The organism is Biomaibacter acetigenes, from assembly GCF_003691585.1.
Classification (GTDB): domain Bacteria; phylum Bacillota; class Thermosediminibacteria; order Thermosediminibacterales; family Tepidanaerobacteraceae; genus Biomaibacter; species Biomaibacter acetigenes.
Window position 1 is genome coordinate 2,608,377 of record NZ_CP033169.1, and the last position, 22,958, is coordinate 2,631,334.

23 protein-coding genes and 2 pseudogenes are annotated in these 22,958 nt (G+C 34.3%); 1 reads left to right on the forward strand and 24 read right to left on the reverse strand.

All coding sequences use genetic code 11. The features are described 5' to 3' along the window. Positions 1-85: 85 nt before the first annotated feature. The 22 genes and pseudogenes from D2962_RS17655 to D2962_RS13320 all read right to left on the reverse strand — a co-directional run bounded on the left by D2962_RS17655 (position 86) and on the right by D2962_RS13320 (position 20,486). Entirely contained in the window at positions 86-268 is a 183-nt protein-coding gene (locus D2962_RS17655; RefSeq protein ID WP_147421271.1) for a hypothetical protein, read from the reverse strand. Between the two features lie 226 nt (positions 269-494). Then, entirely contained in the window at positions 495-956 is a 462-nt protein-coding gene (locus D2962_RS13225; RefSeq protein WP_162991228.1) for a DUF4351 domain-containing protein, read from the reverse strand. A gap of 217 nt (positions 957-1,173) precedes the next feature. Next, on the reverse strand, positions 1,174-1,509 hold the full coding sequence (locus tag D2962_RS13230; protein ID WP_122015246.1) for a UPF0158 family protein: 336 nt from the start codon (positions 1,507-1,509) through the stop codon (positions 1,174-1,176). A gap of 59 nt (positions 1,510-1,568) precedes the next feature. Beyond that, the gene (locus tag D2962_RS13235) at positions 1,569-2,933 is read right to left on the reverse strand and encodes a HEPN domain-containing protein (RefSeq protein ID WP_122015247.1); all 1,365 of its coding nucleotides are present in this window, start codon (positions 2,931-2,933) and stop codon (positions 1,569-1,571) included. A 614-nt stretch (positions 2,934-3,547) separates the two neighbouring features. Further along, on the reverse strand, positions 3,548-4,522 hold the full coding sequence (gene galE, locus D2962_RS13240) for a UDP-glucose 4-epimerase GalE (RefSeq protein ID WP_122015248.1): 975 nt from the start codon (positions 4,520-4,522) through the stop codon (positions 3,548-3,550). Between the two features lie 27 nt (positions 4,523-4,549). Further along, complete coding sequence (locus tag D2962_RS13245) at positions 4,550-5,956, reverse strand: sugar transferase (protein WP_122015249.1); 1,407 nt, start codon at positions 5,954-5,956, stop codon at positions 4,550-4,552. A 195-nt stretch (positions 5,957-6,151) separates the two neighbouring features. Beyond that, positions 6,152-6,772 carry a hypothetical protein gene (locus D2962_RS13250; protein ID WP_122015250.1) on the reverse strand — a complete coding sequence of 207 codons (621 nt, stop codon included), beginning with the start codon at positions 6,770-6,772 and terminating at the stop codon, positions 6,152-6,154. A gap of 162 nt (positions 6,773-6,934) precedes the next feature. Then, entirely contained in the window at positions 6,935-7,813 is an 879-nt protein-coding gene (locus tag D2962_RS13255) for a PD-(D/E)XK nuclease domain-containing protein (protein ID WP_122015251.1), read from the reverse strand. A gap of 32 nt (positions 7,814-7,845) precedes the next feature. Continuing rightward, the gene (locus D2962_RS13260; protein ID WP_122015252.1) at positions 7,846-8,808 is read right to left on the reverse strand and encodes a hypothetical protein; all 963 of its coding nucleotides are present in this window, start codon (positions 8,806-8,808) and stop codon (positions 7,846-7,848) included. After that, a complete protein-coding gene (locus tag D2962_RS13265) occupies positions 8,805-9,584 on the reverse strand; it encodes a hypothetical protein (protein ID WP_122015253.1) in 780 nt (259 codons plus the stop codon). Before D2962_RS13265 ends, D2962_RS13260 begins: the two co-directional genes overlap by 4 nt. Before the next feature lie 109 nt (positions 9,585-9,693). Continuing rightward, positions 9,694-11,304: a murein biosynthesis integral membrane protein MurJ gene (murJ, locus tag D2962_RS13270; protein ID WP_162991229.1), complete on the reverse strand. Its 1,611-nt coding sequence runs from the start codon at positions 11,302-11,304 to the stop codon at positions 9,694-9,696. A 35-nt stretch (positions 11,305-11,339) separates the two neighbouring features. Further along, positions 11,340-12,512 carry a glycosyltransferase family 4 protein gene (locus D2962_RS13275; RefSeq protein ID WP_122015255.1) on the reverse strand — a complete coding sequence of 391 codons (1,173 nt, stop codon included), beginning with the start codon at positions 12,510-12,512 and terminating at the stop codon, positions 11,340-11,342. Next, positions 12,505-13,452 (reverse strand): SDR family oxidoreductase, encoded by a 948-nt coding sequence (locus D2962_RS13280; RefSeq protein WP_122015256.1) that lies wholly within the window; start codon positions 13,450-13,452, stop codon positions 12,505-12,507. Before D2962_RS13280 ends, D2962_RS13275 begins: the two co-directional genes overlap by 8 nt. Further along, positions 13,452-14,834 carry a nucleotide sugar dehydrogenase gene (locus D2962_RS13285; RefSeq protein ID WP_122015257.1) on the reverse strand — a complete coding sequence of 461 codons (1,383 nt, stop codon included), beginning with the start codon at positions 14,832-14,834 and terminating at the stop codon, positions 13,452-13,454. The genes D2962_RS13280 and D2962_RS13285 overlap by 1 nt, the downstream gene beginning before the upstream one ends. A gap of 27 nt (positions 14,835-14,861) precedes the next feature. Further along, a complete protein-coding gene (gene rfbD / locus D2962_RS13290; RefSeq protein ID WP_122015258.1) occupies positions 14,862-15,704 on the reverse strand; it encodes a dTDP-4-dehydrorhamnose reductase in 843 nt (280 codons plus the stop codon). A gap of 9 nt (positions 15,705-15,713) precedes the next feature. Next, positions 15,714-16,719: pseudogene (gene rfbB / locus D2962_RS19700) on the reverse strand (dTDP-glucose 4,6-dehydratase). A 9-nt stretch (positions 16,720-16,728) separates the two neighbouring features. Beyond that, positions 16,729-17,123 (reverse strand): annotated as a pseudogene (locus D2962_RS13300) (dTDP-4-dehydrorhamnose 3,5-epimerase family protein). Between the two features lie 67 nt (positions 17,124-17,190). After that, on the reverse strand, positions 17,191-17,964 hold the full coding sequence (locus D2962_RS13305) for a sugar phosphate nucleotidyltransferase (RefSeq protein WP_122015259.1): 774 nt from the start codon (positions 17,962-17,964) through the stop codon (positions 17,191-17,193). Between the two features lie 37 nt (positions 17,965-18,001). Then, a complete protein-coding gene (locus D2962_RS13310; protein ID WP_222927545.1) occupies positions 18,002-18,802 on the reverse strand; it encodes a glycosyltransferase family 4 protein in 801 nt (266 codons plus the stop codon). A 17-nt stretch (positions 18,803-18,819) separates the two neighbouring features. After that, positions 18,820-19,062, reverse strand: coding sequence for a hypothetical protein (locus D2962_RS18145; RefSeq protein ID WP_222927546.1), 243 nt, complete (start codon positions 19,060-19,062; stop codon positions 18,820-18,822). A gap of 133 nt (positions 19,063-19,195) precedes the next feature. Continuing rightward, entirely contained in the window at positions 19,196-19,999 is an 804-nt protein-coding gene (locus tag D2962_RS13315; RefSeq protein ID WP_222927547.1) for a glycosyltransferase family 2 protein, read from the reverse strand. Beyond that, positions 19,971-20,486: a hypothetical protein gene (locus D2962_RS13320; protein WP_122015260.1), complete on the reverse strand. Its 516-nt coding sequence runs from the start codon at positions 20,484-20,486 to the stop codon at positions 19,971-19,973. The genes D2962_RS13315 and D2962_RS13320 overlap by 29 nt, the downstream gene beginning before the upstream one ends. Positions 20,487-20,547: 61 nt before the next feature. Between D2962_RS13320 and D2962_RS13325 the strand changes: the two genes are divergently transcribed. Further along, positions 20,548-20,889, forward strand: coding sequence for a hypothetical protein (locus D2962_RS13325; protein WP_122015261.1), 342 nt, complete (start codon positions 20,548-20,550; stop codon positions 20,887-20,889). A 688-nt stretch (positions 20,890-21,577) separates the two neighbouring features. Here the strand turns inward: D2962_RS13325 and D2962_RS17660 are convergent. Further along, positions 21,578-21,769 (reverse strand): hypothetical protein, encoded by a 192-nt coding sequence (locus tag D2962_RS17660; RefSeq protein WP_162991230.1) that lies wholly within the window; start codon positions 21,767-21,769, stop codon positions 21,578-21,580. 86 nt (positions 21,770-21,855) lie between these two features. Beyond that, positions 21,856-22,536: a glycosyltransferase gene (locus tag D2962_RS13335; protein ID WP_122015263.1), complete on the reverse strand. Its 681-nt coding sequence runs from the start codon at positions 22,534-22,536 to the stop codon at positions 21,856-21,858. Between the last annotated feature and the right edge of the window lie 422 nt (positions 22,537-22,958).

Consider the following 22,958-nt stretch of genomic DNA (forward strand, 5'->3'; position numbering starts at 1 on the left):
AATTCATCTAATTCAAACACCGGCATATCATCTATTCTGGTAAAATTAGACTTTGAAAGAAAGAACTCGTACATATTCGTCGATATTATCTTTCATCTATCACATATTCTATTTTAAACCATCCATCCGATATATTTTTAAATTTGCGTGCCACTTCAAAAGCTTCTTCTTTTGAACCTACCAGTGCTACTTTTTGTACGCCATGAATGCGCTTAATTGAAAATAAACAGTATATTTTCCACAGCAATATCAGCAGAAATTGTATCATTGCTCCTATTAAAAATACACTCCTGGGAAAGGCAAACCCTAATAAATGCCAGAATATATCCGGCATTAATTATTAATACATCTGTTATCACCATAAAAAAAGAATCCAAAAAACCCAATTTTCTTACTTTCAATTATATTACCCCCCAAATTAATTACCCCCAAATTTTGTTTTTGAATTAGGTTTGCCGCAGCCTCAATGTTCAAGTATAGCCATGCTTTCAATTTTAATTCAAATACTTTCTTACATCTTCTACATCATTTATGCTAAAGATATCTTCCACCATTTTTTCGACCTTCCTGATGTCCCGGGTTTTCTTGATGGTTTCGATAATATCATCTGGAATATTTGAAAGCTTCTTTTTAAGCAGCTTCATAGCTAGTTCTTTCGCTTTTTCTTCTTTACCTTTTTCCATGCCCTCCTCTATTCCTTTTTCTATTCCTTTTTCTATTCCTCTTTCTATTCCTCTTTCTTCTACCTTCTTCAGTTCCTGCTCGGTATAGATTTTTAGCTTGGTCTGTTTTAATGTCTTTATCACATACTCCTGAACTTCTTCATTTATCATGTCCTCATACATCTTATACACCTCCACAGCTTTTATTATGTTTTTCCTGAAGGCGGCTTCAAGAAGCCTTTTCGCTTCTGATGAACTTTTTTCGCCTGTTATTGTTTGAAAGTATTTTTTCAATGCTTCCTGAAAATATTCATTGTCGCTCAGTAGTATAGAGCGAAGTTTTCTTCGACATTTCTTATTTCGCTCTGAACTATTATCTGTACAGGAATCCATTCACCGTTTATATAATATATGCCGTCTATGGGTTTTTCTATTTTTTTGTCGTGTTTTTTTTAGATACGATATGAGTTTTTCCGGAAATTTGTTGCATACAAAGCTGAGGGTCATTTCTTCAATGTTTATGTCGTTTATTTCTTTTTTGGCTTTCCCTGAATACTTTTTTGGACCTGTTTAATGCCTCACAAAGCCTTTGCCTTATCTTTGATGAAGCAACTGTTTCTGCAAATTCTTCCATTACATCATAACCCTCAGATGACGATATTCGGGGAACCCTGAAGTAGATTTCGCCGAAACCTTCTTCTATCCTATCGGATAGCTCTTCGTCAGGTTCATAATCTGTCAAAAATTCAACTTCCCCCGTCTTGACATTCAAAAAATATTGGTGCATAGGATCATTATCCTCATATGCATCGACGAGCTCATCAAGCAATCTTTTAGAAATCTTCATTATAAATCCTCCACTCCGTTTTACCGCTGGCGGCACAAATTAATTATGAATAAAAAATGCTATCCGTTTAATACTATATCATTCCATGTACCTCGGAAAGCGATTTCCAACATATTTGCGCAAAGATCGGCACTTTCAAGTTCAGTATCCTCGACCAGCATTTTGTTCAAGACTTCTATATCCAGTCCCTCATGAATCAGTGCATTCCGTATCTTTTCGTATGCTTTTATTATATACTTTCTCCATTTCCGTTGTTGTTCAGTATTATTATTCAGTCTTTTTGAACAAAACTCCCCTATAGTTATCCCTATGCCTCTTCCCCTTATTTCCTCACAACATAAAGTGTTCAATGCTATAAATAAATCTACAAGCCTTTCATCCGCATCTTTACAGCTTATGCTTTTTGCAAACCATCGAAGTGCATTTTTATATCTTTCACGCCGACCTGGGTCAGCATTATTTATAAAGTCATACATTTTCTTTAGCCATTTATCCCAGTCTTTGCCGGGGATAAACCACTCCCTATCTATTGGGCAAGTATCTAAAGGCCAGGAAAAGCAGGGTGAAAAAGGATTTCCAAAAGGATTAGCAGCCCATTCATCAGTCTTATAAATCACAACCGGACTATCTATAGAAAACCAGTGATTCATTTCACCGACACTTGTTGCGGCTTGAAGTACCGAAATAATAGAACGGATTTCTTTCAAAGGAAGAAATTCCGGTTTTATTATATTCCATCCTGCTGAAAACTTATCAAATTCAATCTCATGTTTGTTACATGCTAATACATATCCTATTACCGGATAAGCTTCTGCAGAATACACCATTACCGCAGGAAGTCTGAGATAGCCCTTTATTTTTTCTATTAAATGATACTCTTCTTTCTTAATCGAGCGGATACGCCATTTCGCATCAAGTTCAACCTCTGGAAAGTAATATGTGCCGCTTATGCCTAAAAGTGGAACAACAAATTCTATGTTATACGAGCCTCTTTCCCAAACATTTTTACTTTGCAGAAATATTTCATCGAAGCATTGATTATTCCAATCAAGAGATTTTGTTATATTTAAATACCTCCATAATATGGAAACCAAAAATTCCATGGGAAAAGTAAAATCTCCTATAGGACCTCTTTCTTTTTTGGGTATAAATTTATTGAATAAATCATCATTTAAAAGTATCCTGGAAAACTTCCTGTAATCGGAAGAATTCTCTATAATATAATTAGATACTATAGGTACTAATGATAACGGATATCGCATCTCGGACGGCGTAGATTGAAAATTATCTTCTTCGATAAGATTGAAAAGTATGAGGGCTTCTTCTGCCGGGGGTTTTTTATGATCGCTCACGCATTTAGATAATAAGCCAAGAATCTCAATAATTAATGTTTTTACAAGAGCATAAAAATCATTATTAAACATAAAAATATACACTCCACCGGATGCTTTTTAACATCCGTTGCAATTACCAGCTTTCTAATCACCAAGGCATCCCTAATTCACCCGGAAAGGTTCTTGTGCTAAATTTATGTTAGCAGCCGTCCTGGCTCGTTCCCTTGTAATCTTAGTTTAAATAGTTTCTTACATCTTCTACATCATTTATGCTAAAGATATCCTCCACCATTTTTTCGACCTTCCGGATGTGACAGTTCTTTTATTGCAGCGTAAAAATCGCTGTGCCAGTCGCTCATGTTACATTCTCCTGTTTTTATTATATTATTTTGGTTGTCCGGTATCAAATGTTGTCACCAAATCCGTCCCGGTAACAACTTCATAGCATATGCAATTATCAAAGTGACTGATGAGCCAGGGAATGTGAGCCACGGGACGGTTCTCTAACTCACTTTGCTGCACTGAGTCAAGTCGAGTAGACATGGGCCTTGCGGCCCATGCCCCTCACAGAACGGACGTGCCTAATTAAGGCATCCGGCTCTTCATGCAGTCATTTGCTTCGGGCTATGCCTTACCATAAAGTTTTCTGCTATATACTGTGCGCCTCGTGGCGCACGGAATCGTCCCCTGACTCATTTCTAATATCACAATATCTTTTTTTCCCACTCCCAGGCCGTCTTAATGATAAAACCCAGATCGTTGTACTTAGGTTTCCAGCCAAGCTTTTGCTTTATCTTAGTAGAATCGGCCACAAGCTCAGGAGGATCGCCGGGCCTCCTCGGAGCATACTCCACTGGAAAACCTACTCCGGTAACCCTTTTTGCCGCATCTACCACCTGCTGCACCGAATATCCCTGACCGTAACCGCAATTGAAAACATCACCTTTACCGCCCTCCAGTAAATACTCCAGGGCCAGCACGTGGGCATCCGCCAGGTCCATGACATGGATGTAGTCCCTTATACATGTACCGTCGGGGGTGGGATAATCGGTCCCATAAACATACATTTTATCTCTTTTTCCGCAGGCGGTCCTTACACACATGGTTATGAGGTGGGTGGCATCTTTTTTCGTCTCCCCTATTCTGCCTTCCGGGTCTGCCCCGGCAACGTTGAAATATCTGAGGGATACATAACGGAAATCCCGAGCCTTTGAGAAATCCTCCAGCACCCTTTCCACCATGGCTTTGCTCCGGCCATAAGGATTTACCGGACTCAGGGGCATGTCCTCCGATAAAGGCATTTCTTTCGGTTCACCGTATACAGCAGCCGTAGATGAAAAAATAAATTTATCTGCCTTGCATTCTTTCATAGCTTTAATCACGTTTACTGCACCATACACATTGTTTTCGTAATATTTCAGCGGTTCAGCCACCGACTCAGGCACTATTATCTTTGCTGCAAAATGCATCACCGCATCGGGCTGAAAATCCGCCATCGCAGTCTTTATGCTCTCAAAGTCCAGTATATCGCCTTTCATCAGCTTCCCATACAGCACCGAATCCTGATTTCCGGTAGAAAGGTTGTCATAAACCATCACTTCATAGCCCTTTTGCCCCAATAACTTTACTACATGGCTTCCTATGTAACCTGCTCCTCCGGTTACAAAAATTTTTGTCATGCTATTCCTCCTGCTTTTCTATATATATTACTTCTCTCTGGCCGCCGCGATATTATCATGCGTAAGTATTTCGATACCGGCCAAAAGCGAATTCTCATAATCCTCCGATTCATCAAGTCCCTTAGAGCTATCCTTCATGAAAACCACCTTAATAGTTAAGAATAATATTCTCAAATCCAGTAAAAAAGAATAATTTCTTATGTATATAAGGTCATATCTGAGCTTATCATCAGCACTGGTGCTATACCTGCCCAGCACCTGAGCAAGACCCGTAATGCCAGGTTTTACTATATGGCGGTATTTATAGTGGGGATTTTCCTGTTTGAACTGTTTCACGAAAAAAGGCCTTTCAGGCCTGGGCCCCACCATGCTCATCTCACCTTTAAAGACATTTATTAACTGCGGAAGCTCATCTAAGCGTGTAGCTCTGAGGATCCTCCCTATAGGTGTTATCCTGGGATCCTTTTCAGTGGCTAACACCGGCCCGGTGAATTTTTCCGCATTATTTATCATAGTTCTGAATTTATACAGCATAAATGTTTTACCAAAAAGCCCCACTCGTTCTTGAGTATAAAATACTGGACCAGGGGAAGTTAACTTTATTAGAATTGCAATCAATAACATTATTGGAAAAGAAATTATCAGTCCTATGATAGATACAATGACATCTAGAATTCTTTTTATAATCATTTGTTCTGCAGTAAGAGTAAGGTCAATCAATTCAAAGACAGGAATATCGCCGATCTGAGTGGATGAAGATTTGGCAAGAAAAACCTCATAAAGTTCAGGGATGAGTAAAATCTTCCTTCTCTTTTCAAGGGCCATCACCGAAATCTCATTTTTCAACTCCTGCGAAAGCCCCGGGCATAAACAAACTATATCCACCATTGAAATGGCATCTGTTATATGATTAATATTTTCCTCATCTATTATGTACTTAGCCTCAAACCAGCCTCGTGACATATCCTGAAACTTTCGGACCACTTTATAAGCTTCTTCTCTTGAGCCTACCAGCAGAACTTTCTGCACTCCATGAAGATGTTTTATTACTATCAGGCAAATCCCTTTCCATAAAGCAATGAGGATTACTTGAATCACCGCACCAATCGCAAATACGCTTCGCGGGAATGCGAAACCCCTGTAAAAGAAGGTCAACGCCATGGTAAACACCATGATCATGATCAATGACAGGACGACAGAAAATAAGAGCTCGGTAAAAGTCTTCCGCTCTATATCATATAGTCCATAAATTTTGAATATAATAAATGCTGTTATGATAATCCATGGAATCAACTTTACATAATCGGCAAAGTTTGCAGCCGGAATATTTTCAAACCTAAACTGAAAAGCCAAATAATAACCCAGATTCACTAAAAATGCATCTATTAATGCAATAACAATATGATGAATAGTTCCCACTCTTTTTTCCAGCATGAATTTCCTCTCCCATTGAAACACTTACCGCACTTTTTTATTAAGACTAACATTATAAATATTCTATACTGAAATCAGATTCCCTTTTTTGGTCTTTCAATTTGTTTATTCTAAATTTCCCTTATCCACCAGAAGGCAATAAAAATTTAAATTTTTTTTAGCAGCGCGGAGTATGGATTATTCTTTTAAGTTAATTTACAATAATTTATTCAGCCAAGTCTTAATAAAATCATCTTGACTAGATTTTATAGAATCATCATAAAGTTGATGCCCATATTTATCCCATTGTTGATGATTAACTTTTTGTCTATAATATTCTTTCATACGATTGTAAATAAAAACAAGAATTTCATTCCATGTCAGTTGAACTACCTTAGATTTAAGAGTATCACGTTTTTCTTTGCCAATTGCAAAAAACTGAAAAACTATATTTTCATCTTCATAAAATTGATTATTATAAATTTCTTTAGCGACTTTATCTACACAATTTTCTGGAAAGACGCCCAAGGCATATAATATGCTTTCGATATTTTTCTTCTTCGGCTGAAGATAAGGCTTATTTAGTTTGCATTCTCCTCTAGTAAGTTCAGCAAAAATTATTTGTATCTTGTTAGGGAACTTCAAAAATTCTTTATAGTCTTCCATCGGATGACTAGAAGTTTTAAGCTCGCATCTATAAGGAAACCGAACACTTAAAATATCCGCTTCAGTTCTTTGTGATCCACGTTTTTCTGGATGAACTATGAAGTTAGTGATTGTTAAACATCCATTAAGTCTAAAGAACCAATAAGCAACTGATATTGTTTCTGAACTCATAAAAATCTCGCCTTCTCAATATCGGAATCAAAAAATACATTATAAATTTCATCCATCCCTTTTAGCACTTTTTCGATAAAATATTTGCCTATCTTAGGTTGTCAACCATCCTGTTCCCTTGATACCATCTATAGATTAGGCTCCCTCTTCCTTCTTATTAGCCTAGCGATATATTCTTACATAACACCCTTCGCGTCTACTTTCAAAATCTCTAATAAAGGTATCATCATCATCTATTTTCCTTTCAGGGTCATACACAATAAATAATAAGCCGTATGCTTTTGGTACTTTTGTCATATCTTCAGCGATACCACTGGTTGCAACGGAAGGTGTTGTATTTTTGCGAATAAATTTAGTTTCAATCAGCAAATCATCTTGTGAATGATCGGGATTATATGTGGTAATTCCAAATCTTATTGGTGGATATTCTCGCTCGAATTTAGTACTTTCGTTTATCAGGATAGCCTGAACTTTATCATTTAGATCATTCTCACTTTTGGGTTCTTCTCTTTTAAATAATATGGGTATTGTTTTTTTCAATAAGTTATCAATCTCTATAACTTTATGCTCTATGGGTGTTTTTTTATATGCACGACTTGCCAGCATTTCAAGAAGAGAATCTTTAGGAATTTGACTTGACAAATCTTCATACTTCATTTGCATACGCTTTGCAGCATAGAGAATAGAGTCTCCATATCTACAGAAAAGATCATAAACGTCTGACAACTTATCATCAGGGTTGTCTCCCGGTATATAATCAATTAAATCATCGAGCTCATTTAAGAACTTTTCCCGAAAGTCTGCTTGATTTCTAATACCTTCCATACAGGCCAGACGAAGAGTACCATACAATCTTTGCTTTGTCTCAGAATCAGGAATATGGTTTATAAAATCTTCCGTATATACACCTTCATCATATGCCTCTAGCTCAGCAGAATATATAGCGAACCTTCTATCAATACATTGTGAACAATAACCACAATGTGAGGCGCCACCTGGTTTATTTCGTGTTGAACTACAGGATACAGCATTTTCAATCATATTTAATTCATGCGTTTTCTTAAAAATATTAACTACATCCTTTTTTGTTTCATTATAAATGGATTTTTTATTGTAAATGTATTATCAAAACATTGAAGAAAAGCTTGCATTAAGCCTATTGTCTTTGGATGAGTTGTCCGACTAGCCCTTGCATTCATGATATCGCCTTGTTTCGGTAAATTGATACTTGTAATGCCATTTTCATAAACATTAAAACTGTGCTTATCATAGTAATTACAAATAGAAAAAGCGATTGAAGCATATAGAAACATCCTCGTTCTTTGGGTTTCTTCCAGGCTTGAAAATTTTCGTAAATGACATTCATATTTATAATGATTAATTCTATTATGGAATTTTTTCATTAATAACTCAACCAAAACATCTTGCGTATGAGTTACTTTTTTATTAGCTTGATGACTTACTAGACATAACTTTTTTTCTGGATAGGTATGCAAAAAATCTAGCGCTCCTGCTAAAGAATCCAGGCCACCAGAAAATAATATAATCTCAGTATTAGAAGCATCAGAAATAGGCAAAAAATCTTTGGTAAATAAAGATAGCTGGGTATAATTGCTTTCATTCGGTTGATTTTCTTGATTCATTTGGTAAAAATAAAAATTATATTTTCTATCTCCAGACATAAAAACTAAAGCATTAGATAAAGCAGTCTTAACACTATCTTGTTCCCAAAAAGCTAGGTCCCTGACTGGAATATGAAACTCAAAGATTCGAGCCCAGCTTTCGTTATAGAGACTATCACGCTCTCCTCTATCCACAGCTCTATCGGCTGAAAAAACATATGAAGCAATCTCTAATAAATCCAAGATCCTTTCAGGTAATTCATCCGGATTTTTAATAAAACGGCTAAGTGCAATATGTACGTTTCCTTTTTCTTTTTCATTATCAAAATATGATAGCCTTATAACTTTTCCGGTAGGATTTACTTTATCTGGATGAACATTACTACAAATAATTATATTTGGAGACTGACTCATAGAGCTTCAGCCTCCCTCCGTAACTCTGCCCTTATTTTGCCGAATGTCATATTTAGAAATCTGGTTATTTCTTCATTAGTAGGAATATCACTACGACTATATTTATTAAACCATCCTGCAGCAAAAGATTGCATAATCTTTGAAATCTCAAAAGCATGTGTAGACAAAGCCTCACTTTGCTTTGTTAGCTTTTGTGAAAATATTTCTATCGAATCATAATCATCAATAGCTTGAGCGGCTTCTCTTTCTAAATAATATCTCAGATGTCGATTTGTAAATTCTGTAAAGAAAAGTCTTGCCAATTCACAGAAAGCTGCACCTGTTCCTATATTTTTCCATGGGGTTTCATTTGAATTATTAAAGAGTGAAAGTTGTTTGTTGCCTTTTTTTCTTTCATAAGAAGAAAGAACATATAATACAGCATCAACAACCATTTTATTGGTCTCAAGTGATCCAGTATCTGTGACTATATAATCCTTTGCACATCTTATAAGAGAAAATAAGGAGAATCTTTCATCAACGATGAGTCCGTTTTTTGCAAGAAATTCCCTTTGATCTTGTTGATTTGCAGAAAGAGATAGGATTATCAAAAAGCGAATTGCTTTAATAACAGATTCATCAGATGACATTTGTTCATATTTCTTTTTAATATTCGCAAGCGTATTATTGGAAATTTTTGTAACTGTATCATCTGAGCAATCAAAATCAGTAAGTTGCTTAATAATGTCAACCCAGGGCTGTGTTCGCGGTAAAAAACCTATTCTTTCATGCCCCATTTTCATTCCCCCTGAAAAAATACAAGAAACAAGCGTCAAGCCTGAAAAATATGATCATTGCTTTACCTCGATATACGGGTCACGATCTATTACTTTTCTGAGGCTAAATCTATATAGCTATTCTCTTTGATATCTTTTTTCTCAATAAATTTGCCATCCAGAAAACTTCATTCACCTTAAATAGCACACATGTTATTATATATATTAATGCTCCTACTAGAACGGCCACTGCAAGGTCTAGGGCTTGATATATAATCCCTTCTGTCCCAAAAATGGTGCTCATGTAATTATAGGTAAAATGTACCACTACCCCTATTATAAGGCATGCAAGCCCTGATTTGAACAGAGTTTCGATAATTTTCTTTCCGCCCAAAGGGCCTATCTTTTTCCTTAAGCTATAAAAAAGCATAACTGTACATATTATAGCAGAAATACTGGTAGAGAGGGCCAGGCCTCCTATACCCATAAATCTTACAAGAATTAGATTTAAGATTATGTTTATTATCATTGCAATGGCACCGTTAATCATCGGTGTCTTTGTATCCTGTAAAGAATAGAATCCACGGTTTAACACTTCTCTAATACCTATGCCTACCATACCTATAGAATAAAATAAAAGTGCGGTAGCAGTCATGTATGTGGCTCTTTGATCAAAGGCGCCTCTTTCGAATAAAAACCTAATAATCGGTACCCTTAGGATTATCGCTCCGGTCATTACTGGCATAATAACGGCGATTACAATACCTGTAACTCTATTCAAGGTATTTTTAAATGTATTAACATCTTTTTCAGCCGAAAACTTTGAAAGTGTCGGATATATTACGGTAGTTATAGGAGATATGAAAAGCCCAAGGGCAAAAAAGTTCAAGCGATTAGCAAAGTTTAATGCAGATATACTACCTTCGGCAAGAAATGAGGCCATCATCCGGTCAACCAAAGTATTTATCGTACTTACACCGGTCCCGATAACAACAGGAATCACAAGAGTCCCCATACGAATTAGATCTTTATCAAAAAAATCCGGCTTTCCTCCAAAACGAAATCCATTTTTCATAGCCGAAGGTAATTGTATAAATATCTGTGCTGTAAAGCCTAAAACTGACGCTACTACTAATCCCCATATTCCGAAAACAGAATTTAATATTAGTGAACCGATCACGATCACATTGAATATGATATTTACTGTTGCCGGTATAGCAAATTGCTGATGGGATTGTAAAAAACCTGTTAGGATATTAGTTAAACCCAAAGAAATGCAGATAAACATCGTTATTCGCGTGAAATTTACGGCCATTTCAAGGGTGTTTCCCTCAAATCCCATTGCCACTAACTTAACTAGAGGTCGAGCAAATATAGCGCCACCTATGCTTATAACAAGTGAGATAACTAAAACTACATTAAAAAGATTCTGTGTGAAATATATAGCTTTTTGCTCACCTTTTTTCGCAGCTATTTTAGAATATACCGGAATAAAAGTAGTAGCTAAAGCACCGGCAACAGTAGCAAAAATTACTGTCGGAACCGTCAATGATACGAGATATGCGTCGGTAATATTTGTAGCACCAAACTTTGTCCCGATAAGTAGTTCCCGTAAAAAACCTAATAATTTACTTAAAAGACCTGCTACCATTATAATAGCAGCCGACTTAGCCACACTTCCGGAACTATACTTCTTCCCTTCAGATACTATTTTTTTATCGCATAGCAGTTCACTTTGCAATACAATACTCCTTTTTATGTATTAAAATATAGATATTAATTGACTTGTTTTATTTTCAACAACAATGTTTTAATTACTTCAATCTCAGTATCCAACACCTTTTGTTCATTAAAATATCTTTCTGCGCGCTTCCTACCATTTGTCCCAAACTTTTGTGCCAAATCCTGATTATCAAGTAATTTTCTTATAGCTTCATATATTTCCTTCGGTGAATTTACATTTACTAAAAATCCTGTCTCGCCATCCACGACTTCTTCCCGACAACCCCTTATATTTGTAGCAATAACAGGTTTACCCATAGCCATGGCTTCTATTATAGACCTGGGCATCCCTTCTCTGTATGATGGCAAAATAAAAATATCACTTATCTTTAACAACTCCGGGATATCATTTCTGCTGCCTGTCAATATAATTCGATCTTTATATTTATCATTGCTCAAGTAATGTTCAATTTTCTGTTTTGTTTCTATATCCCTTTCACTTAAAGATGCATCACCCACTATCATTAGATATAAATCACTATAATCATCAATTAGATATTTAAAAGCCTCCAGAAGATCCAATATACCTTTTTCTTTAACCAGCCTACCAATAAAACAAACGACCTTACTTTTTGAGGGTAATTCCAAACTATCTTTATATTCATTTATATCAATTCTTACATTTTCAGGATTAAACCTATCAATATCTATCCCGTTACTTATACATGCGATCTTATCTTTATTTATAATTCCCAATCTAATTGCCGTGTCATAATCTTCCCGACTCTGGGTAAATATGTAGTCTGTAAAATACCGTCCCATGATCTTTTCAATACTTGCAAAAATTTTATAGCTCAATTTAGACATATTATCATGAAAATAAAAACCGTGGGCAGTATAAATAATAATTGGGATACCGGCAAGTTTGGCAGCTATTCTTCCCAAGACACTTGCTACCGGAGTATGGACATGAACTATATCGTACTTATAATGTTTCATTATTTTATATAGATTCCAGATAGTTTTTATATTAGATATGGGATTTATTTTTCTATCTATTTTTACGTATCTAAACACATACCCCTTTTTTTCTAATTCTATTGAGGCTTGTCCTCTTGAGCAGGAGATTTCAACTTCAAATCCTTCTTCTTCTAATCTGTCGATTAATGGCAATAATAAGTTTTTTACAGTGAAATCCACAGCACATACCTGTAGAATCTTAGGCAAGGATTTCACTCCTCTTATACCATTCTATTACTTTTTTTAATCCCTCATCTAAAGAAACCTTAACATGATATCCAAGCAATCTTTCCGCCTTTTCGATAGATGCCAGAGAATGTTTAACGTCACCAATTCTAGGTTTATCATATATCGGCCGTACATCAGTTCCTAATATCTCATTTAATTTTTGAACCAGTTGATTCAATGATATCCTCTTACCGCTTGCGATATTTATTACTTCGCCATGTCCAACTTTCTCTGAAGTTGCAGCTAATATATTTGCTTCAACGACATTATCTATATATGTAAAATCCCTCGATTGTTCACCATCACCATAAATAATGGGGGACTCCGCCTTTAATATTTTAGTGATAAATTTAGGAATTACCGCAGCATATTGAGAATTCGGGTCCTGCCTGGGGCCGAAAACATTAAAATATCTTAATGAAACAGTTTCCAATCCATATACTTTACTAAAAACCTTCCCATATAATTCTTCTACATATTTGGTAACAGCATACGGCGATAAAGGATTCGGCACCATATCTTCAACTTTAGGCAATATTTCAGTGTCCCCATAAGCCGATGAAGATGCGGCGATAACTACACGTTCTACGCCGGCGTCTCTAGCTGCAACCAACAGGTTTAAAGTCCCATCTATATTACTAGCATTGCTTGAAATTGGATCTACTACCGACCTTGGAACAGAAGACAATGCCGCCTGATGCAAAATATATTCAATACCGTTTACCGCTTTTTTTGCATCCTCGATATTCCGCAAATCACCTTCGATTAACTCAATATCATTAATAAATCGTTCAATATTTTCTCTTTTGCCGGTAGAGAAATTGTCAATGATCCTGACCTTTTCCCCTCTTCTCAAAAGTTCTTCAGCTATATTTGATCCTATAAATCCGGCGCCACCCGTAATTAAATAATTAGCCATTATTTTTTATCAATCCTTTCTTTAGCAACCGCAATCTCTTTTATATAGTCATAAATACCAGTATCCCCATCGTATATGGGTGAACCCAATTTTATATATTTTTTGTCAATAAACCCTTTAAAAGCATTTCGAGCATCGATAATAACTCTTGCTTCTTCAACAATTTTTTCATAATCATAACAGGAATGGTCAGTGCATAAAATAACACAGTCATATATTGACAAAGTTTTATAATTCAATTCAAATGACTTAACTATATTTCCTTTTTCATCCATAAACTCTACGGCATAGGGATCATTGTAATCCAAAATTGCACCTTGTTCTTTTAACATCCTGTATATTTCTAACGAGGGGGACTCCCTTATATCATCTATATCCTTTTTGTATGCCATGCCCAGCAATAATATCTTAGAACCATTTATACATTTTTTATATCTATTTAATACTTCACTTACCTTTGTTACTACATATCTTGGCATATTGCCATTTATATCGCTGGCAAGTTCTATAAATTTATTATAAAAATCATATGTCTTGGCTTTCCATGATAAATATTGAGGATCCAGTGGTATACAATGCCCGCCGATTCCCGGGCCGGGATAAAAAGGCATGAAGCCAAAAGGCTTAGTAGCAGCGGCATCTACAACTTCCCAGATATCGATACCCATCCTATCGCACATCATCGCAAGCTCATTCACCAATCCTATATTCACAGCCCTAAATGTATTTTCCAATAGCTTTACCATTTCAGCCACCTTAGTAGATGAAACAGGGATTACAGTATCTATAGCACTACTGTATAAAAGATATGCGAGTTCCAGACACTTTTTTGTAACACCACCGATAACCTTCGGCGTATTTTTAGTATTGTACTTTTTATTGCCGGGGTCTACTCTCTCGGGTGAAAAACATAAATAAAAATCTTCCCCAACTTTATACCCCATACTTTCTATTTCTTTTTGAACCAATTCTTCAGTTGTACCCGGATATGTAGTACTCTCCAACACTATTAATAAATCCTTATGAAAATATTTTTTTATTTCATTTACTGCATTTACTATGTATGATATATCGGGATCTTTAGTCTTTCTCAATGGAGTCGGCACACATATGCTCAAAGTATCTACTTCTGATATTTTGCTAAAATCCGTAGTAGGTATTAATTTACCTTCATCAACATATTTTTTTACAATATCAGATTGAACATCCAATACATAAGATTGACCATGTAATAATGAATCTATCTTTTTTTCATTAACATCAAAACCTATAACCTTATATCCTGCGTTGACAAATTCAATCGCTAAAGGTAGACCCACATAACCCAAACCTATGATACCAACAATAGCTTGCTTAGAGATAATTTTTTGTTTTAATGTCATAATAATGCCCTCTCATCAATTTTTAAGTCAATTTTTTAGAAATGACAGATATTCATTTAAACCCTCTTCCCAATCCCTCAACTTATAATCAAATCTCAACCTCAAAACATAATTATCAAGTACCGAATATTTAGGCCTCGTGGCAGGAGCATTGTATTCTTCTGTGGTTATAGGTTCGACTTTCATATTTATATTCGTTATTTTGAATATATTTTTTGCAAAATCATACCATGTAGTGTCACCATTATTTGTCATATGGTAAGTTCCATACGCACCAGTCTTAATGAGAAAATGAATCCCTTTTGCAAGATCTTTTGTATAAGTTGGCGTACCCCATTGATCATTTACAACTTTTATTACTTCCTTTTCTTTAGAAAGCCTTAACATGGTTTTGACAAAATTATTACCATTTATTCCATACAGCCAGGATGTCCTTACTATATAATGCTTATCTAATATTTCTTTGACTATATTCTCACCTGCTAGTTTACTTTTGCCATACACATTCAATGGATTAGGTGCATCAAATTCATTATAAGGTTTTCCTTTTGTTCCATCAAATACATAATCTGTGGATATATATACCATTTTAGCACCGATATCGCTGCAAATTGATGCAATATTGCCAGCACCTATTGCATTTACTTTATAGGTTAAATCAACATTTTTTTCCGAATCATCAACTTTTGTATATGCTGCACAGTGAATTACTATATCCGGCTTATATTCTTTTATAAATTTATGCGTGCTTTCTATATCCGATATATCGAAATCACTACAGCCAGTTGCGATAACCTCGTCTTTATCTTTTATCAATTCATATAGGTCATATCCCAATTGGCCAGTCTTACCTGTAATAAGTATTCTCAATTGCTACACCTACCTGTTTGCATACATCTTTTCATAATAATTCCGATATTCCCCCGATATAATTTTTTTCCACCAATCTATATTCTCAAGATACCAGCTAATCGTCTTTTTCATGCCTTCTTCAAATTTATACTCCGGTTTCCAGCCCAGTTCTTTCTGAATCTTTGTAGAGTCTATAGCATACCTTCTGTCATGTCCGGGCCTATCCTTTACATATTTTATCAATGATTCCGGCTTACCCAGCTCCCTTAATATTAATTTAACTATCTCGATATTCGCTTTTTCATTGTTGCCGCCAATGTTATATACCTCTCCGTTTTTTCCTTCATGTAATACCATGTCAATCGCCCTACAATGGTCTTCCACATAAAGCCAATCTCTTACATTTAACCCATCTCCATAGACAGGTAATTCTTTATCATGTAATGAGTTTATTATCATAAGGGGTATGAGCTTTTCCGGAAATTGATAGGGCCCATAGTTATTTGAACACCTTGTTATATTGATAGGCAATCCATATGTATGATGATAAGCTTTTGTCAGCATATCGGCAGAAGCCTTGCTTGCAGAATATGGGCTGTTGGAGAAAGTGGTGTGTCTTCCGTAAAATAACCTGTTTCATCAAGAGACCCATATACTTCATCAGTAGATATCTGGAGATATTTTTTTACGCCGTATTTTCTAGATGCATCGAGAAGGATCTGAGTGCCAATGATATTTGTTTAAGAAATATACCCGGGTCTACTATACTCCTGTCCACATGAGATTCGGCCGCAAAGTTTACTACATATTCTATTCCCGCCTCAAATATTTCTTCTACCTTATCTCTATCAGTTATATCGCCTTTAATAAATGAATAATTGGGATTATCCTCTATATCTTTGAGATTTTCAAGATTGCCGGCATATGTGAGCTTATCTAAATTTACTATTTGATAATCCGCATGCCGTTTTAACATATATTTGATAAAATTACTACCTATGAATCCGGCACCGCCGGTAACTAATATCTTCATCTTTGCACCTCATCTATTCTTTGTCGTCCAATCAAATCCTATAGATGGATCGTCCCATGGTATCCTGTATTCATCCGGGGCCTGCGGATTATATGACATTGTAGTAAAATAAGTTATTATAGCAGGTTCATTCCCCAATACCCTATATCCGTGAGCAACTCCTGCAGGTATTAACAAAAGTATTGGATTGTGTTCTCCCATATAAAACACATTAGTCAAGCCTTTTGTTGGCGAATTTTCTCTCATATCGTATAGTACGACCTGTGCATTTCCTTTTGAAAAAACCAAAGATCATCTTGAAGCTTATGGTAGTGAAATGCCTTTATAACACCGGGATAAGACATTGACATTGATGCTTGCCCAAATCTTTTAAGTAAATTATCGTCGTCCCTCAACACCTCCATAAAGAAGCCCCTGTCATCAACATGCTTAATAAGCTTTTTAACCTGTACTTTCTCGATTAATTATCCATTATATTAAGTCCTCCCTCTCTTTAGTGACTGCTGCATATTCTAATGCCACATTAAAGTTAAGTTCTATATTATACGATAATTCATTTGCTCTTCTTAATGACTCAAACGTACCTGCATCTGTCCATGATCCCTTCAGTATGTCGTATGTAAGCATTCCTTCTTTTATATAGGCATTATTTACATCTGTTATTTCAAGCTCTCCTCTCGCTGACGGCTTTAATGTTTTAATTATATCAAAAACTCTGCCGTCGTACATATATATACCTGTTACACAGTAATTGCTTTTTGGGTTTTTAGGCTTTTCTTCAATAGATACGACTTTTCCATCTTTTAATTCTGCAACACCAAATCTGTGAGGATCAGATACTTGTTTTAACAATATTTTTGCTCCTTTTTGCTGCCTTTTAAAGTTATTTACATATTCTGATATGTTATCTTCAAATATATTATCACCAAGTATTACAACGCATTTATCACCATTTACAAAATGCTCAGCTAATCCTAACGCCTGTGCTATACCTCCAGGCTGGTCTTGTATCTTATATGTAAATTCCACTCCAAATTCATAACCGCTACCTAAAAGATTAACAACACTTCCCATATGCTCCTTACCTGTGACAATAAGTATCTCCCTAATTCCCGCTTCAACAAGTCGATAAATCGGATAATAAATCATAGGATATTTGCCAACTGGTAATAAATGCTTATTCGTAACTTTTGTAAGTGGAAATAATCTTGAGCCCGTTCCACCTGCTAAAATAACTCCTTTCATAATGTAATTCTCCTCTCTTCTTTATCTTTAAGAGCAATCATATTGATTTTATTATTTTTATCAATTTTGGAGCTGTTACTTGTATACAATAATTTTGTTCAACTAACTTCCGGCCTGCTTGACCCATTTTTAATCTTAAATTATAATCCTGATGTAGCTTTTTAAAAGCATATATCCATTCATTTATTGTATTTGCTTTAAATCCGTTGATACCATCAATAATTATTTTATTATTTATACCAACCGGCGAACCAACTACCGGGACACCGCAAGCCATATATTGTATTAATTTATATCCACATTTTCCTCTTTCCCATGGTTCATCAACTAATGGCATAATACCAACATCGAATTCCTTAATATCTTCAACTTCTGTTTCTTCTCTCCATGGTTTAATTTCAATTGGAATATCAGATAAGTTTATCTTATTAGATCCCACAAGTATTAAGCGGAATCTAATATTTAAACAAATTTCCTTAAATGCATCTTGTATTAAATATAAATACTTTGATGTTGCTGGTGAACCTATCCACCCAATCTTAAAAATTTCATTATTACCTATTCCACATTCTTTTAATTTATATCGATTTAAATCAATTACTGTTGGCAGATATTCAATTCGTCGTGCACCTGCTTTTTGAGCTCGTTCTGCTAAATAATCATTTCCAACGATAACTACTGCTGCATTTTTCATAACTTTATCTATTTTATTTTTTAGCAAACTACGTATTATACGTTTCTTATTCAAATCATAATTATGAAAAATTGCATCATCATAATCTACAATATACGGAATTTTTAATATAGAAATTATCTCTTCCGCCCATGCAGGTAACATAGGAAACAATTCTTTTTCTATCCATAACAAATCAAATTTTTTATTTTAGTCAAATCAAATAATCTTTTAAAATAAGAATATAACACGATGTTTAACTTTTTTGCATTTTTTTCGTATAAACTTTTAATATAATCATTATTAAATAAGGGAGCTATTGTAACGTCAATACCTTCCTCTTTTAAATATGGAATATATTGATACGTTCTTACCCTGCTGCTGGCTCCAAGATTTCCATAACGGCTTAAAAGCAATACTTTCATGTAAACTTTCTCTCCTTTATTATTAAACATGGAATATCAGACCAAAGTAATCTATATGCTTTTAATGTTTCAATAATCTCAATATATTTGCCCTTTATAATTGCAAAAACGATTCTTGTTATTGGTTCAATTGTTAAGGTACAAAAAGCAAGAAGAGTTGCTGAAACCCAATTAAAATGTTTATATCCATATAAAATCCGGCTTCGCAATGAATAAAATAATCGTACATCTTTAACTTTTCTGAAGAACCTCCACCTTTATGATACGCTTTCGTCGATGTTAAATAATAAGAACTATATCCTAATTGTTTTGCTCGATATGAAAAATCTAAATCCTCTAAATAAACAAAAAATCTTTCATCAAAACCATTTAGTTTTTCAAAAAGTTGTCTACGTACTAAAAAAAACGCACCGATTACATGATCAACAAATCTATCACTTTTATGATCCCATTCAGCCATAAAATAACTTAATTTAGGAAACAAACGATCTAAGCCAAAAATTTTTGAATTAAATTGTCCTAATGTAGGAAACCGTGCACATGTACGACTAATTTCTTTATTTTCATTAATTAGCTGTATTCCAACTATTCCAATATTTCTATTTTCAGCTTTTTCCATAAAAGCAATCGGTTTTGAAAGAGAATATTTGAAAAGAAGAGTATCGGGATTAAGAAACAACAAATAATCTGCATTACTCTCTTTAGCGCCTTGATTGCAGGCAGCAGCAAAACCTCGATTTGTAGAATTTTTAATTATTTTTAATGGTATATCAATTTCCTCTAACCCAAACAACGAATTATCAGATGATGCATTATCCACAACAACAACTCTATCAATCTCTAATCCATCCTTTTTAGCATTATAAATAGACTTTAAACACTCATATAATTGTCTGCCAGAATTCCAGTTAACTATTACTATTGAAATTAATACCATTTAGCTTATGCACCTCTTGTCTCAAAATAAAATAAACAACTGGACACCAAAACATCCACTGAAATTCGAATGACTCAAGGTATGGATTTGTGGCAGATATTATTATAGTTGCTATAAAGCCAACAAACATATATCTATCAACCAAACGTAGCCATGAATGTGACTTGTTTTTAGAAACTTTAAGATATCCTCTTATAACAAATAAACTTGGTAACGAATAAACAATAAATCCAATCAATCCTACTCGATACAAAGTAGCCAAATATAGTAATTCATATCTCCATGGAAATTCAGAATTACGAATGACCCCAACACCAACACCATGTCCGGAACCTAAGAATAAATTAGAACAAATACCTTGTATAAGTGCATTAGCTTGCAGTATTCTTTCTTGTCCTCCCATTTCCAAAATTTTACTTATATAATTATGGACTACCATCAGAATATTAAAATTAAATATTGTAGATAACAAATAAGAACAAAACAATAAAATACCTCCTGAAATTAAATAATAAATAAAAGAGAAAAAATTAAAGCAACGCTTATGCATGCCAAATAAAATATTAAAAAAAATGCCAACAAAAAATGAAACAAACAATGCAGCTCGTCCAGAAATGATAACTGCAATTATAAAGACAAATGATATTATGAATCTTAAGAATAGATTCTTAATGATTTTGGGGGTAGAAAAAAAACCAGCAACAACAAAAGACAACGGACCTAAAACATGCATCGTTACACCTGCAGAACCAGAAGTAAAGACCGCGTTTGGTTCTTTAATCAGCCAATTTAAAGCATGTGGACCATATAATAAAAATATTATTAAAAAAAGTGGGACTGATATGGCACCAATAAATGAAAAAGAAAAGAAAGTTTTAAAAATAAATTGAAGATTATATTTAGAAAAAACAAAACTTAAAATCAGCATCCAAATAAATGGAGCCACTATATATACAAAAATTACCTGTGGAACTGCTGCAGGGTAAGAATTGGGAAGCCCGATCAATATGTAAAAAATGGTAACACAACTACCCATTAAACCATAGTGATGTTAATCTTCTATTAAATAATCGCATACTAAATAAGGATATAAAGCCCAAAAAAAGAAAAGTGGTATGGTGATAAACCGAAAGGAATTTGGCACTACTACAACTAAAAAGAAAAAGACAAAAATAAACAGAGAAATTAATCGATCAAATATATAATTAGTCCACTTAGAAACATTAAAAGATGTTAAAAATACTTTTTCCATTATCAATTCCTTCTCACTACTCTTTTTTATCTTTTTAAGATCAGTCAGTACTATTATATTTTTTAACTTTATTGTTTTTACAATCTAGCTAAGAAGACCATATCTTATTCATTGTCTTTATTCATTGTCTTTATTCATTGTCTTTATTCATTGTCTTTATTCATTGTCTTTCATTCTTATTGTCTTTATTCATTGTCTTTATTCATTGTCTTTATTCATTGTCTTATTCATTGTCTTTATTCATTGTCTTTATTCATTGTCTTTGATTCATTGTCTTTATTCATTGTCTTTATTCATTGTCTTTATCCATTATCATATGTCCCATACTATTCCTCCGACATTGCAACCTTGCCAAGTTTTCCTTTCAAGCCATCTTTAATTCCCATAAGAATGTATATAATTCTTTTCATCTTTTCGGAATAATCGTACAATAAAATTGCTACTACTTCCTTTGCCATTTTTATAATAAAAAACAAAATAGCTCTCCAATCTTTAAATTCATACAGGTACGTATACAATTCATTACGTGCTATATAATAAAGTCTCCAAGGGGAATGATCCGCATATGATCGTTTTTTACCAAATCGGGGTAAGGACCTTCTTATTACTGTTTCCCTACTTCATGGTAAATAATACTTGAAGGAATATATACAATTTGAAACCCCCATCTCCTTGCCCTAAGATTATATTCATGGTCTACAAAATCTATAAAAAAGTCTTCTCTTGGTAAACCTACGTATTCAATCACATCACGTTTTATTAAAGAACCGGAAGAAATCACTGAATCTACTAATAAAGGTTTACCCGACAATATAAGTTCCTCCGAAACTTTTACTAATCTACCTCTCCAAAGGAGCGGTTGATATCTTCTATTTGTTAACGGATTAACAGGAGAGGAAGCTAAAATCCCTATCTCGGAATAAACATTTTTTATCTCTTTAAAACTTGATATCAATTGTTCTAGAGCTGTTTTCTCAGGAAAACTATCTCCATCCAAGAGCCACACCCAATCATATCCTCTCTCGAAAGCATATTCAAGTCCTTTAGCATATCCCGCACCTACACCTAGATTAGATAGATTTCTCAATAAAGTTACCTGAGAAAATTCTTCTTCAAGCATTTGTACAGTACCATCTTTAGAAACATTATCCACTACAGCAATTTCACTCAAAGAATAAGTTTGAGATAAGAGAGCAGGAATTAACTTTCTGAGATTTTTTTTTGTATTATATGACAATACTATGGCAATTACTTTAAAACTTGTTTTTTGAGCAATAACATCCATAATATTTCACCTCTTCTTTTTTCGTTTTAACCTCCATACACCCAATTATCCTTAATTATGATTTCGTTCAATATGCTTTTTTAACCTTAAAATCCTTTGTAAAGAATCTTTATAATTAACATGTTCTTTATAATTTCGTTCAATAAATTATAATTGCTCCAAATAAACCTCTTAATCGCTCCGCTTTTCCCAAACTTAGGTTGAGTGTTCTCTGGTATTTTTTTATTTTTGCATTACTTTTCTCATTAAAATATTGCGAATTAGAATTATAGATAATTAGCTTATCATTACTTTTAATAATTTGGCATAAATGGTTAATTACTCAATTTTCGCAGAGCGAAAGATAGCTGCAAACCTTGATGAATCAATAATTATAAGCAAATAAAAATGCAAGGACCATCCTTTTTGTGATACAATGGAAT

Coding starts and splice junctions, on each gene's coding strand:
- D2962_RS17655 (WP_147421271.1), bottom strand. CDS start 268: ATGATACAATTTCTGCTGATATTGCTGTGGAAAATATACTGTTTATTT.
- D2962_RS13230 (WP_122015246.1), bottom strand. CDS start 1,509: ATGAAGATTTCTAAAAGATTGCTTGATGAGCTCGTCGATGCATATGAG.
- D2962_RS13235 (WP_122015247.1), bottom strand. CDS start 2,933: ATGTTTAATAATGATTTTTATGCTCTTGTAAAAACATTAATTATTGAG.
- galE (WP_122015248.1), bottom strand. CDS start 4,522: ATGACAAAAATTTTTGTAACCGGAGGAGCAGGTTACATAGGAAGCCAT.
- D2962_RS13245 (WP_122015249.1), bottom strand. CDS start 5,956: ATGCTGGAAAAAAGAGTGGGAACTATTCATCATATTGTTATTGCATTA.
- D2962_RS13250 (WP_122015250.1), bottom strand. CDS start 6,772: ATGAGTTCAGAAACAATATCAGTTGCTTATTGGTTCTTTAGACTTAAT.
- D2962_RS13255 (WP_122015251.1), bottom strand. CDS start 7,813: ATGATTGAAAATGCTGTATCCTGTAGTTCAACACGAAATAAACCAGGT.
- D2962_RS13260 (WP_122015252.1), bottom strand. CDS start 8,808: ATGAGTCAGTCTCCAAATATAATTATTTGTAGTAATGTTCATCCAGAT.
- D2962_RS13265 (WP_122015253.1), bottom strand. CDS start 9,584: ATGGGGCATGAAAGAATAGGTTTTTTACCGCGAACACAGCCCTGGGTT.
- D2962_RS13280 (WP_122015256.1), bottom strand. CDS start 13,452: ATGGCTAATTATTTAATTACGGGTGGCGCCGGATTTATAGGATCAAAT.
- D2962_RS13285 (WP_122015257.1), bottom strand. CDS start 14,834: ATGACATTAAAACAAAAAATTATCTCTAAGCAAGCTATTGTTGGTATC.
- D2962_RS13305 (WP_122015259.1), bottom strand. CDS start 17,964: ATGAAAGGAGTTATTTTAGCAGGTGGAACGGGCTCAAGATTATTTCCA.
- D2962_RS13310 (WP_222927545.1), bottom strand. CDS start 18,802: ATGTTACCTGCATGGGCGGAAGAGATAATTTCTATATTAAAAATTCCG.
- D2962_RS18145 (WP_222927546.1), bottom strand. CDS start 19,062: ATGAAAGTATTGCTTTTAAGCCGTTATGGAAATCTTGGAGCCAGCAGC.
- D2962_RS13315 (WP_222927547.1), bottom strand. CDS start 19,999: ATGGTATTAATTTCAATAGTAATAGTTAACTGGAATTCTGGCAGACAA.
- D2962_RS13325 (WP_122015261.1), top strand. CDS start 20,548: ATGCCAAATAAAATATTAAAAAAAATGCCAACAAAAAATGAAACAAAC.
- D2962_RS13335 (WP_122015263.1), bottom strand. CDS start 22,536: ATGGATGTTATTGCTCAAAAAACAAGTTTTAAAGTAATTGCCATAGTA.